At 61.1% G+C, this 12,472-nt stretch carries 13 protein-coding genes; 5 read left to right on the forward strand and 8 right to left on the reverse strand.

Going from position 1 to position 12,472, the window contains the following annotated elements; translation table 11 throughout:
* The first annotated feature begins 6 nt into the window (after window positions 1–6).
* From HMPREF2617_RS04410 to HMPREF2617_RS04425, 4 genes are read left to right on the forward strand one after another with little or no spacing between them, the layout of a single operon-like run.
* The gene (locus HMPREF2617_RS04410; RefSeq protein WP_246821697.1) at window positions 7–3,222 is read left to right on the forward strand and encodes an arabinosyltransferase domain-containing protein; all 3,216 of its coding nucleotides are present in this window, start codon (window positions 7–9) and stop codon (window positions 3,220–3,222) included.
* A gap of 12 nt (window positions 3,223–3,234) precedes the next feature.
* Window positions 3,235–4,089 carry a cutinase family protein gene (locus tag HMPREF2617_RS04415; RefSeq protein WP_070840134.1) on the forward strand — a complete coding sequence of 285 codons (855 nt, stop codon included), beginning with the start codon at window positions 3,235–3,237 and terminating at the stop codon, window positions 4,087–4,089.
* Between the two features lie 9 nt (window positions 4,090–4,098).
* Complete coding sequence (locus HMPREF2617_RS04420; RefSeq protein ID WP_070840136.1) at window positions 4,099–5,949, forward strand: M13 family metallopeptidase; 1,851 nt, start codon at window positions 4,099–4,101, stop codon at window positions 5,947–5,949.
* A complete protein-coding gene (locus HMPREF2617_RS04425) occupies window positions 5,943–6,599 on the forward strand; it encodes a hypothetical protein (RefSeq protein WP_070840138.1) in 657 nt (218 codons plus the stop codon). The genes HMPREF2617_RS04420 and HMPREF2617_RS04425 overlap by 7 nt, the downstream gene beginning before the upstream one ends.
* Here the strand turns inward: HMPREF2617_RS04425 and HMPREF2617_RS04430 are convergent.
* From HMPREF2617_RS04430 to HMPREF2617_RS04455, 6 genes are read right to left on the reverse strand one after another with little or no spacing between them, the layout of a single operon-like run.
* Window positions 6,535–7,269 carry a hypothetical protein gene (locus HMPREF2617_RS04430; RefSeq protein WP_070484951.1) on the reverse strand — a complete coding sequence of 245 codons (735 nt, stop codon included), beginning with the start codon at window positions 7,267–7,269 and terminating at the stop codon, window positions 6,535–6,537. The two genes, HMPREF2617_RS04425 and HMPREF2617_RS04430, sit on opposite strands and share 65 nt — an antisense overlap.
* Window positions 7,266–7,955: a VOC family protein gene (locus HMPREF2617_RS04435; protein WP_070451945.1), complete on the reverse strand. Its 690-nt coding sequence runs from the start codon at window positions 7,953–7,955 to the stop codon at window positions 7,266–7,268. The genes HMPREF2617_RS04430 and HMPREF2617_RS04435 overlap by 4 nt, the downstream gene beginning before the upstream one ends.
* Window positions 7,955–8,242, reverse strand: a complete 288-nt coding sequence (locus tag HMPREF2617_RS04440; protein ID WP_070451948.1) for an RNA-binding S4 domain-containing protein — start codon at window positions 8,240–8,242, stop codon at window positions 7,955–7,957. The genes HMPREF2617_RS04435 and HMPREF2617_RS04440 overlap by 1 nt, the downstream gene beginning before the upstream one ends.
* A gap of 10 nt (window positions 8,243–8,252) precedes the next feature.
* Entirely contained in the window at window positions 8,253–8,963 is a 711-nt protein-coding gene (locus tag HMPREF2617_RS04445) for an SDR family oxidoreductase (protein WP_070840140.1), read from the reverse strand.
* Entirely contained in the window at window positions 8,960–9,532 is a 573-nt protein-coding gene (locus HMPREF2617_RS04450; RefSeq protein WP_070840142.1) for a LysE family translocator, read from the reverse strand. The genes HMPREF2617_RS04445 and HMPREF2617_RS04450 overlap by 4 nt, the downstream gene beginning before the upstream one ends.
* Window positions 9,532–10,167, reverse strand: a complete 636-nt coding sequence (locus tag HMPREF2617_RS04455; protein ID WP_070840145.1) for an alpha-ketoglutarate-dependent dioxygenase AlkB — start codon at window positions 10,165–10,167, stop codon at window positions 9,532–9,534. Before HMPREF2617_RS04455 ends, HMPREF2617_RS04450 begins: the two co-directional genes overlap by 1 nt.
* Window positions 10,168–10,325: 158 nt before the next feature.
* Here HMPREF2617_RS04455 and HMPREF2617_RS04460 point away from each other — a divergent pair, with 158 nt between their 5' ends.
* A complete protein-coding gene (locus HMPREF2617_RS04460) occupies window positions 10,326–10,577 on the forward strand; it encodes a hypothetical protein (protein ID WP_070421987.1) in 252 nt (83 codons plus the stop codon).
* Window positions 10,578–10,632: 55 nt separating this feature from the next.
* Here HMPREF2617_RS04460 and HMPREF2617_RS04465 read toward each other — a convergent pair whose 3' ends face one another.
* Together HMPREF2617_RS04465 and HMPREF2617_RS04470 are read right to left on the reverse strand one after the other, a co-directional pair.
* A complete protein-coding gene (locus HMPREF2617_RS04465) occupies window positions 10,633–11,256 on the reverse strand; it encodes a response regulator (RefSeq protein ID WP_070421986.1) in 624 nt (207 codons plus the stop codon).
* Window positions 11,257–11,437: 181 nt separating this feature from the next.
* Window positions 11,438–12,472 (reverse strand): sensor histidine kinase (locus HMPREF2617_RS04470; protein ID WP_210400814.1); only part of this gene is annotated, 1,035 nt, incomplete at its 5' end.

The raw sequence follows: 12,472 nt of genomic DNA on the forward strand, positions 1-12,472 counted from the left end.
ACCGGAGTGAAAACTGGATCTACTCGTCTTATTGCGACCGTTTCTGGTCTCATCGCGTTTGTGCTTCTGCTGCTCACCCCGTTTTTGCCGGTGAAGCAGACGGAGGCGAGCGTGTCGTGGCCGCAGAACGACACGGTTGGTTCGATCAACGCGCCGCTGATTTCGTTGGCTCCGCAGGACCTTGAGGTCACGGTGCCGGCCAACAGCGTCGGCGAACTGCGTGAGGGCCAGAGTCTGATCTTCGGTACGTTGCCGGAGTCGTCGAATAAGGCGAGCGACCGCGGCCTGTTCATCACCGCTCCCGACGGCGGCCTGGTGGTGACTTCCCTCAACGACGTACTTTTCGAGCTCACCCCAGCCGAAGTCCGCAGCCTCCCCGACGATGCGAAGCTGCACGTCAGCGTGACGCACGAGGAGACCACGGTTGAGATCCCGGGCACGTCCCACTCGGAGACCAGCGAGGATGATTACCGCCCGCAGGTCACAGGCATGTACACGGAGCTTGAGAATAAGCACACGCTTATCGACGACGGCCTGTCCGCCCACATGAACATCAACTCCCGCTTCACGTCCTCCCCGACGCTGATCAAAAACATTGCGATGTGGGGCGGCCTGCTCAGCGCCCTGGTCAGTTTGTGGGCGTTGAGGAAGTTGGATGGTCCGGCGCGCTATCGTCGTCGACAAGCAAAGGGTTTGATGCCTCTCGACGGCGTCGTGGCCGGTGTCCTTGGCTTTTGGCACATCTTCGGCGCGAACACCTCCGATGATGGCTTCCTGCTGACCATGGCGCGCGTGGCCGCGAACACGGACTACATGGCCAACTACTACCGCTGGTACGGCGTGCCGGAAGCCCCGTTCGGCTCCCCGTTCTACGACGTGTTGTCGTTGCTGTCGGAGGTCACCACCGCGTCGATGTGGATGCGCCTGCCGGCCCTGTTTGCAGCGCTTGGCACGTGGTGGTTGCTCTCACGGGAGATCCTGCCGAAGTTGGGCCCGGAGATCGCCGAGCGCAGGGTCGCCCACTGGACGGCCGCGTTTGTGTTCCTGGCGTTCTGGCTGCCGTACAACAACGGCACCCGCCCGGAGCCGATCATCGCCGTTGGCCTGATGGCTACCTGGGCGCTGTTCGAGCGCGCGATTGCCACGAACCGTCTCACCCCGGCAGCCTGGGGCACCGTGACCGCCGCGTTTACCCTGGCGTGCGGCCCAACCGGCCTCACCGCCGTTGGTGTGTTCCTGATTTCGCTGCCTGCGGTGCTGCGCATGATCGGTTCGCGCCCGCAGCCCCGAATTTCTTACGTCGCGCCGTTTATGGGCGCGGGCCTGGCCGTGATGGTGCCGGTGTTCCACGACCAAACCCTGGCCACCGTGCTGGAGGCGACGAAGGTGCGCTCCGAGGTCGGCCCGGCGTTGAGCTGGTTTGAGGAGTGGACCCGTTACGCAACGCTTCTCGAGCAGACCGTCGACGGCTCCATGTCGCGCCGCTTCCCCATGTTCGCGCTGCTGCTGTGCACCGGCCTGATCCTGTGGGCGCTGGCGAAGGGCGACAAGACGACCGGCACGACCAAGCGCATGATGCTGATCCTGGGCATGGCGACGTTCTTCCTGCTGTTCACCCCGACGAAGTGGACGCACCACTTCGGCATCTACGCGGGTCTCGGCGGTGCGATCGCGGCTGTGGGTGCGGTGGTGCTCTCCCGGATTGCGATGAAGTCGGACCGCAACCGCACGTTCGCTATGGCTGCGGTGCTGTTCCTCATGGCGTTTACCCTGGCGGGTTGGAACGCGTGGTGGTACGTGTCCTCGTTCGCGGTGCCGTGGTGGGACCGCACTGTGCAGTTCAAGGCCATCGAGGCCAACACTGTGGTGCTGGCGATCGCCCTGGTGGTGTTCGCAATTGGTGTGGTGCAGTCGATGCGCGGCCCGCGCGCGATCAGCACCCGTTGGTCGGGCGTGATGGCTGCGCCGATCGCCGTGTTTGCGATCCTCATGGTGACGTTCTCGTGCCTGACGTTTGTGAAGTCGTTCGTCTCCCAAGCTCCGGCGTATTCGGTGGGTATGGGCAACGTGAAGTCGTTCAAGGGCGACGTGTGTGCCCTCGGCGGCGACGTGCTTCTGGAGGACGACACGAACGAGTCCTTCCTCACCCCCGTCGGCGGCGTTCCGCTGGGCAAGTCCCTGGATGCGGGCAAGAACATCGGCTTCACTCCGGACGGCGTGCCGGCGTTCATCGCTTCGGAGACGGCCGATACTTCGGACCGCACGCTGAGCGACACACAGTCTGACGACGACACCGCCGACGTCGATCCCGCTTCCGACGAAGCCCAGTCCACCTCCCGCGTGAACACCCAGGGCAACCGTCCGAAGTCGATGCGCGGCGTGAACGGCTCGACCGTGCGCCTGCCGTTCGGCCTGGACTACAACCGCATTCCGGTTGCCGGCACCTTCGATGATGAGCCGAAGCAGTCCGCGTCGCTGGAGACCACGTGGTACGAGTTGCCGCAGCTTAGCGACGACCGCCCTCTCCTGGTCACCTCCGTCGCCGGCCGCATCGCCCACCACGACATCAACGGCGTGGAGCAGGAAGGCACCGAGCTGAAGCTGGAGTACGGCACCAACAAGGACGGTGTGGTGCGCAAGCTCGGCGAGGTAGAGATGCTGGACCAGGGCCCAACCCCGCTGTGGCGTAACCTGCGCTTCCCGCTGGCGGACCTGCCGGAGGAGGCGAACGTGGTGCGTCTCGTCGGCGAGGACACCTCCCTTGCGGAGAAGGACTGGCTGGCGGTCACGCCACTGCGCAACCCGAAGCTGATCCCACTGTCTGAGCGTTTCGATTCCGACACCCCGGGCCTGCTCGACTGGACCGTCGCGTTCCAATACCCCTGCCAGCGCCCGTTCTTCCACGCCAACGGTGTCACCGAGATTCCGGAGTTCCGCGTCATGCCGGACGGCCCGGGCAAGCAGCAGCTCTCTGGCTTCATGGACTTCCTCGGCGGCGGCGCGCTCGCCCCTGCGGAAGCCGTGAACACCTCGTACGAGATCCCGGGCTACCTCAAGGACGATTGGCAGCGCGACTGGGGTTCGGTGGCGCAGTACGAGCCGCGCCGTAATTCTGCGGGCGACGTTCCTGAGTTGGCGCACGTGGATACCGAGGTGACCACGCGTTCCGGCCTGTACACCCCCGGACCGATGAAGGTGCGAAACCCTGACGAGCAGGGTTAGGATGCACATGTCATGAAACTCAGAAATGTTCTCGCAGCCTGCGTCGCTGCCCTCAGCGCCATCGCCACCGCAACCACCACTGCGGAAGCACAGCCCTTCAAGCAGCAGGGGTGCTCCGCGCATTACCTGGTTGCGGTGCCGGGCGGAGCGAACACGGCTGAGGGGATCCCCGACTACGTGCCGCACGGTGGCAACGTGTTCATGACGGGCATCCTGACCAAGCTCGGCACCGCCGGCGAGATCGATCCAGTCTGGGTTTCGTACCGCTCCACCCCGTTCGCGGCTACCCCGTACAAGCAGGCGTCCGCCACTGGCTACAACAAGGCGCGTGCAACTGTCACCCGCCTAGCCAATGCGTGCCCGGACGCCCGCTTCTCCTTCACCGGTTACTCCCTCGGCGCCGACATCGCCGCCCGCTTGACCAGCGATATTGCGCACGGTCGCGGCCCGATCGCGCCGGAGAAGGTCTCGGGTGTGGCACTGTTTGCCAACCCGTACCAGGGCGACAACGGTGCGGTGCTGTCCCACGGCACCTCCCCCCACGCACGCGGGTCCCTCGGCCCGCTCCCGGAGGGCTACGGCGAGCTCGGCCCCCGCGTGCTGGAGATCTGCAACGCCGGTGACCTGGTGTGCAACATGAACGAGGCGCACCGTGGTCTTGTCTCCCCGGCGATGCGCACCAACGTGGCTGCAGGCCAGATCCCGTTCGGGGAGTTCAACAACCTGTTCCGTTCCCTCGGGTTGGGCGCGTTTGCTGTCTTCCACGACATTAGTTTGCACGGCAGCTACACCCTCGGCCAGCAGCGGGAGGCATCCAACTGGATTATTGAGCAATCTTTGGCCCCGATCCAGGTGCCAATTCCGTAGCATGGTGGCATGCATGACCTCTTTGAAGTAGTAAACGGCGAGTGGGTCGCCAACCACGAAATCCCCGCTGACCGCGGCATTGACGGCGCGTTTTACGCCCTGCGCGATAAGGCGGAGGAAGATGTCCACGCCATTCTTGCGGACGGCAACGCCCTCTACACCTCCTTTATGGACGTGGATGCGGTCAACGCTGCAGGCATCGACGCCCTCAACGCCGACTTGGAGTTGATTGAGGTGGCGAGCGTTGAGGAGTTCGTCGAAAAGTTAGGGCTCTTGGAGCGCACAGGCATTGGCGCACCGCTGACCTACTGGGTGGAGAAGGATTCCCAGGGCGAGGATTCCGTCCCCTACCTCGTGCAATCGGGGCTTGGGCTTCCCGACGAGGCCTACTACCACGAGAAACAACACGCACAGACGCTCGCTGACTATGAGAAGCACGTCGCGCGCATGCTCGAGTTCCTCGCCCCGAAGTACCTGCTGGGGCTGAGCCCGGAGATCGCCGCACAGCGCATTATCAACGTGGAGAAGGCGCTGGCAGACTCCCACTGGGATGTGGTGAAGTCGCGCGACGCGATCGCCACCTACAACCCGGCCGAACTTTCCGAGGTACCGCCGCTGGTGCAGAAGATGCTTCGCGCCTCCGGCCTCCCCGACGGCCACGTCATCGACATGATGCCCTCCTACACCGCGGATCTGGATGCAATGCTGCGCCGCGAAACGCTCGCCGACTGGCAGCTGTGGGCTGCGTGGAACATCCTGCGTTCCCGCGCCGGCGTGCTCAGCGAGGAGATCGGAAGGGCAAACTTCGAGTTCTACGGCAAGAAGCTTTCCGGCGCGACCCAGCAGCGCGACCGTTGGAAGCGCGGCGTGGCCCTCGCAGAATCCCTCATCGGCGAGGACATCGGACGCGAATACGTCAAGCGCCACTTCCCGCCGCAGTCCAAGGAGCAGATGCTGGAATTGGTGCAGTACCTTATCGACGCCTACCGCACCCGCATCGCCGACCTCCCCTGGATGAGCGAAGAAACCAAGAAGAAGGCCGCGGAGAAGCTTTCCCAGTTCAACTCCAAGATCGGCTACCCCGACAAGTGGCGCAGCTACGAAGGCCTGGAGTTCACGGACAACCTTGTCGAGAACGTGCGCCGCGGTGCCGCGTTTGAGCACGACTACCAGCTGGGCAAGATCGGCAAGCCATCCGACCGCGACGAGTGGGTGTCCAGCCCGCAGACCGTCAACGCGTTCTACAACCCGGTAGTCAACGACATCACCTTCCCGGCCGCGATCCTGCAGCCGCCGTTCTTCGACCCCGATGCCGACGCCGCCCAGAACTTCGGCGCGATCGGCGCGGTGATCGGCCACGAGATCGGCCACGGTTTCGACGACCAGGGCTCGCGTTACGACGGCCAGGGCAACCTCAACTCCTGGTGGACCGAACAGGACCGCGCCAACTTCGAGGAACTCACCTCCAAACTGGTCGAGCAGTTCAACGGGCTCGTCCCATCCGTCCTGGAGGGCACCGACACCTCTGGCGTGAAGGGTGAGTTCACGCTTGGCGAAAACATTGGTGACCTCGGCGGACTCGGCATTGCGGTCGTGGCGTACAAGAAGTACCTCGCCGACAAGGGCCTCGAAGAAACCCGCGAAGGCTTCCAGAACCTGTTCTACGCGTGGGCTCGCGTGTGGCGCTCCAAGGCACGCCCGGAGATGGCGGCACAGCTGCTGGCCATCGACCCGCACGCCCCGAACGAGTTCCGCTGCAACGTCATCGCCGCGAATATCGACGAGTTTTACGACGCCTTCGACGTGGAGAAGGGCTCCAAGATGTGGATCGAGCCCGAGGACAGGGTGACGATTTGGTAGAGGAATACCCGCTCAACGAACAGGGCGACCCGAACTTCAACGTCGGTGGCGTCAAGCGCGACCTGCCGCCGGAACTGCAGTTGGAGCAGCTCGCCTCCTACATCGAGGCGACCTACGAGGACGGCCCGAACTACCTGGCACTCCTTCCGGACCGGATCACGCACGCCGCCATGCTCATGCTTGGCAGTGCGGTGGATCATGCGATGCCGGCGACGAAGTGGTCGGGTGAGGTGGTCGTCGACAAGCATGAGCTCGGTGTTGTGTTCAAGCCGAGCAACCCGACCGGCGCGTGGGCCGTCTCCGTGTGGGACGGGCCCGACAATGCCAAAGAGATGCTGTGGCGCCCCGACGTGGCCGCCGCCGCTGAACTCTCCGGCACGACGATCCTCGACGTCGACCGCGCAGAAGACGCCCAACGCGCCGTCGACCAACTGCCCGGCCCCGTCACCGCCTGGGTGCTTGGGGATACCCCAGCCCCCACCGCCGACGACTACGTCTTCACCTTCCCCACCACCAACCGAGAGGGATTCGTGCAGGTGCCGGCAGGTTCAGGGCTCGAAGGCACCGAGTACTACGCCAAGGGGTTTATTTCCACACCGGCAGAAATCCGCCGTCGAGTGCAGGATGTCGCGGAGCATCTCCGTCGTTGACCTGGTTGATACCCACGTTGGTATCCACCGTGTTTTCATAGGCGGTGCCGTACGTCAGTGCGGCCACCGCCCACGTTTCCTTGCCGATCTCACCCCAGGACACCGAGCCCGTCGCACTCTCCCGGTCGTCTGACCAACCCATCTTCGAGCCCTTCACACGCTTCAACCGGGCCGTGCCAAACCCCTGGATGAAACCGTCCGACGCCACCGCGGTCTGCTTCTCCATGCCCGCGAACAGCGGTTTCGCCGCCGGGTCCCACACAATCGACGCGATGAACGTGGCCAGATCCCGCGCCGAAGTTTGCGACTTCCCCCACGACACACCACGTGCCGTCTGCTTCAAGTCAAAGTCCTCGGCAATCTGATCGATCGCCTCCGGATACTTCGCATCCAACGTGCTGGCAATCCCGTCATCAGAGGAGGCAATCATCTCCTCCACCTGCTTCTTCTCAGCCTTCGTGCCGTTGTACAGCACGTAGTAGCCCAGATAGAGCTTCGCCAGCGACAGCGCTGGCCGGGCCTCCTCCGCCTTCGGCGAAATGGACACACGTCCGTCCGGATGCACCACAGCAAGACCCGTCCGGTCCCTGTTGTACGACGGGTCCACGTGGTAGGCACTCAGCGGGAAACTCAACGACGCCACCAGCAGCGCCGCCCCTACACGTTTCACAGCACAGAGTCCGCTTCGCTGATCTCCTCGAACGTCGGCACGTCAACCTCGACGATGAAGCACTGCGCACCGTTCGGGTCCGCAATGCCCGCCATCGGCCCAAACGCGCCCTCGCCAGGCCCGACGAGCACCGTGCCGCCGTGCGCCTCCACCGCCTTGCAGGCTGCTTCGAGGTCTTCCACACCGAAGTAACTCACCCACGACGCCGCCTCGCCGACGTACATACCCAAGAACGGCGCACCGTCCTCAAACGCCAGGAAGTAACCGTCTTCCTCGCGGATCTCCCAGTCGAACAGGTCGCCGTAGAAATCGATGGTGGCCTGGTCCGTGGTCACCAACTCGTACCACACCGGCACCCCCGGCTCACCGGCCGCGACGAAGCGTTCCTCCGGATCCATCAGGCCAAACAGGCCGCCGGACGGGTCCTCACACAGCGTCAACTCATCGTCGGCGCTCAGGACACGGCCGCCGAGCTTTTCCACCTCGCCGCCGCCCATAAACGACGTCACCCAGCCATCAGCCTTACCCGACACCAGACCCGCCACCGGCAACCCATCCTTGCGAGCAGTGCCGTCAACGATCTCCCAACCGAACACGTTGCTGTAAAAGTGCGTGGACTTCAGCACATTCGTGGTCATCAGGTCCTGCCAAAACGGCATGCCGTCCTTGCCTTCGAATGCAGGCATTACATGTTCCTCCACTTCTCCGGATCGAAATCGTCGTTGGCGGTGCGCTCATCGAAGTAATCGTCACCGTCCGAGTCCGCCATCACTGTTGCGGAGGCGTCGCCGATCGAGACGGTGTCTTCGTCGTAAAGCAAATGCCCCCGCGAGGTGACCACATCACCGTTGACCAGCACCTCTCCCCCAGCAATCGCTTCCTTCGCGTGACCACCGGATTCCACCAGGTTGGCCAGTTTCAAGAACTGCCCGAGCTTGATTGATTCGCCCGAAATCGACACGTCCATATGCATGTAGGGCAGTCTAGCGGTCTGCCTGGTCGACCGGCATGATGCTCATCGTGTCGATGTTCACCCGCTTCGGCAGGCTCGCCACCCACCGCACCGCCTCCGCAATGTCCTCTGCAGTCAGGTTGACGTTGCCCTCATAGACCTTCCGCGCACGTTCCTCGTCGCCGCCGAACCTGTTCAGCGAGAAGTCGGTCTTCACCCGACCCGGGTCGATCTCGCACACACGAATGTTGTTCTCCGCCTCTTCCCTGCGCATCGCCCTGGTCATACCGCGCAGGCCGTACTTGGCGGCGTTGTACCCCGAACCGCCCTTGTATGCGTCCGTGCCGGCCACCGAACCAATGTTGACCACAAGCCCCTCCGACGCCTTGAGCTGCGGATACAGCGCACGAGTGACGCGCATGGTGCCCATCACGTTGGTTTGGAACATCCACTCCCAGTCCGCGTCGTCCGCGTCGCGCAGGTAGTCAGTCTCCTTCGCGCCACCCGCGTTGTTGACCAGCAGGTCCACGCGCTCTAGCTCGTTGAGTTTTGCCACGCTGGCCGGGTCCGTCACGTCGAGGTGGATTGCTCGGCCGCCGATGTCATCAGCAATCGCCTGGCACTTCTCCAGACGCCGAGCCGCCACGATGACCTTCCAACCGTCGGCGGCAAGGGCCCGACACGTCGCCTCGCCAATACCCGCGGAACCACCTGTAACTACTGCAACCTTTTGTTCGCTCATGCGCCGAAGTGTAGGCCCTCCAACAGCATCCATGTGGCCAGAAGAATAAAGATGACGCCCGTGACCACGTCGATCCACCTGCCGTAACGCTCAATCTTGGAGGCCATCGCGCGGACTGCCAGTGCGAACCCGACGAACCAGACGATTCCGGTAGCTATCAGCAACGGAGCCGCCCACCAGCCCACGTGTGCGAACTGGGCGAAGATCGCCCCGAAGAACAGGACGGCCTTCGGGTTGGACAGGTTCGTCGCCACACCGGTGAGGAACGGTCTGCTCACCTGCTGCGCTTCCGGCAGTTCCGGGTCGCTCGCCCGAATCGCGCCGACACCCATCCACAGCAGGTACGCCCCACCGACAATCTGCAACACCGACAGGATCTCCGGGAACGCCTGAATCAGTGCACTCAGCCCCGCCAACGACGCGACAATCCACACCGTGTTGCCCAGCATGATGCCCAGCGCACACAGGATCCCGTCGCGCCGATTCTTCGCACCGACCCGGATGATCTGAAACAGGTCCGGGCCCGGACTGACAATTGCCGCCAGCCACACTCCAAGCAGTGCGATCATCACTTCTCCATTTGTCGCATCGTGATGTTGAGTCTTCCTTCTAGCAGCGCCGACGTCCCTTTCTTCGCGCCCAACACACCGTGTTTTGCACGCCGCGCCGGACCTCCGAACACCAACGCATCTCCGGACATGAGGAGAATATCGTGCCCCTCGATGCGGAACACACAGTCTTGACCGAACGACAGGCTGACCACTGCATTCTCGGATTCCTCCTCCGCATCCACATGCATGCCCATTCCCTTGCCCGGCGGATAGAAATTCACCAGCGCTGTCTCCACTTTCGGGGTCTCACCGACAAGCTTGTCGATCTCACGTGCCCGCCCCATCACCTTCTCTGCAATCCGCTGAAAGTTCTCCGGCACTGGCGGCACCGGATAACCATCGACTTCTTGCAGCATGCGGTAGGGATTCGTTGCCCAAAACCACCCGAGCGACAGCATCCACGCATCCATCTGCCCTTTGCCCACACGTGGTTGGCGCATCGCCACCGGCGTTCCGGCAACTGACCGTGCTAATTCGCGCGCTTGTTCGATAATGTCCCGCTGCTCATCTGAGGTGAAAAACGCAGGTAAATGCACCACCCCAGGCATGACGCGGTTGGGTTCGCGTGGGATCACGGTGGCGTCGAAAAGCATCTGCCCAACATATCGTGTCGTGGCGGTTTTGTATGATCTTCACACAATAACTTAAAGTGTTCGAATGGACAAACGTATTCTTTTCCATTTCTGCTGGCCACTTCCCTGACGCCCGTTCATGCGTTCGATATTGCTATTGGCGACACCGCAAGGGGGCCATGACCACGGCAATCGAACCGATGTTTCGCAACCAACGCACTAACGACCCGCACGCAAGCGGCGCCCAAGCGATCCGCGACATCTACTGGGGAATGTTCCGCATGTACGCGTACGAAGGACACGTTGAAGACGACTTTTACATGATCTACCTCGACTGTCACTTTCTTGACGTAGCCGCGGCTTGCGGATTGGCAGAATGCGGACTGCACAGGCTTCGTGGCTGTAGTGGTCGTCTTCTTCGTGACTTCTAGCTGACGCCAAGAGCCTTTTTCCAGACAGCGAAAGTACTCCGCCGAAACAATTAGCTCAGTTCAGGAGAGCTATAAGTTCCGCCCTAGAGCTACAGTCCATTTTTTTCAGAAGAGAAGACACTATTTTCTTTATATAGGATTCAGAATAAAATAACTCTTTTGCTATTTGTCTATTGCTGTTTCCTCGGCGCAACAATTCCATGACAGCTTCCTCATTATCGGTTAATGAAGCGTGTGCCATTCGTTCGACAAACCGCCCCCACGGGGATTGAGCTACCAGCCGTTTCACACATTGGGGTGAGAGACTGGTCCCTCCCTTAAGCGCATCTCTGAGCGCCTGAATAATTACCTGCGGAGGTTGTCCTTTAATGACGTACCCGGACGCCCCACGCGCAAGAGAAGTAATCATCGTGTCGTCAGTGTCGTAAGCTGTCATCACAACAAAAACAGGTGGTTCATCGAAACTGTTCGTCTGTTTCAGTAATTCGACTCCATCCATATCGGGCATGCGGACATCGGACAACACAACGTCACAGGTATGACTATCGAGCCATGTCAGCGCGCAGCGCCCGTTCGCGGCGGTGGCGACAACCTCTAGGTCTGGGGTTTTAGAGAAGTAAAGCGGAAAGGATTCCCGGATTACGGGATCATCATCAACAAGGAGGATCCTGGCGCTCATTTACTACACCAAGGATGGGTTTGACCTTTACTGCACCCCAGCCAGTCCTTAATAATCTGGTATGTATGAGTCACCGGTTTCCTCTCAGCGGGAGGTACCTCGACTGTTACGGGGGATCCTGCCACAAGGCTAACGGTAAGCATAAGAGAGATCACGGAATTCATATTTACGACGAAACCTTTCAGACGGGGACATGGAAAGTAATCGACCAACGGGCATCAGCGCTATCCAGTGTCATGCTTCCGCCTACGGCGGCAATCGTTCGCTGCATAGATACTAAACCAAAATGGCTGGAACCAGCTCGCCCACGCCCCGGTCTATAAGTGTTAGCGAGAGTCACAATGATTTGTTTGGCATCTGCAGTTGCAGTCATTCTCACCATGGAATCAGGTACGGCATACTTGATGATATTGGCACTGGCCTCAGACAAACATCGACTGAGCGCCTTGTCGATAGACTCAGTGCCGGGATCCACGCTGATATTCGCGGTGGATTCAACATGAAATCCGGCCTCCTGAAGCGCGCGATTAGTTTGTATCAGTGTCGTGGTTAGCGCTGGCACAGTCGCTTGCTGATGATTGATCGCCTGGGCATTGAGCTCGTCCACTAACGCGCGAATACCGCCTATTGACTTACGCGCTGTGGTAGCACACTTCTGTAGAGCTTGCTCTATCTCCGGCGTGGCGATCGCCAATGCTTCAAGCCTAACTATCAGCGCAGTTAGATCAGCAGCTACCGTGTCATGGAGAAGCCCAGCTACTTCTGCCTTACGTTGGCGTATCTGGAGATGGCGTTGCCTTTCTTTTGTATTCACCGTGTTGATAAACCACCCAACGGCAAATGCGCAAACCATCATGAGGCTAAAGATGGTCACAGACTGCGAATCCACACTAAACGACTTTTTATCCGGGGAGTAAAACCCAAGTAGTGTCGTAAAAACTGCAAGGACTACTCCAGTCTTATACCTGCGTTGCGCAGTAACTACAGTAACCATCAGAACGGACGTCAACGTCACCAAATCTGGAGAACGAGCGGAAAAACTTGCGACCGCAAACAGCGCAAGATGCCCCAGAGCGGCGACAGTAGGCCGATATGCCGCCAGAGGCAATGTAGCTGCTAGCAAGAAGAAAAGCACCCCAGTGCCAATGTCGACAGGTGCGACTACCGAAACGCGCAAGCCCCACAGGGTTGCGTCCCTTAGTGTGGTGTAACGCTT

It is taken from the genome of Corynebacterium sp. HMSC070H05, assembly GCF_001837615.1.
Taxonomy (GTDB): domain Bacteria; phylum Actinomycetota; class Actinomycetes; order Mycobacteriales; family Mycobacteriaceae; genus Corynebacterium; species Corynebacterium coyleae.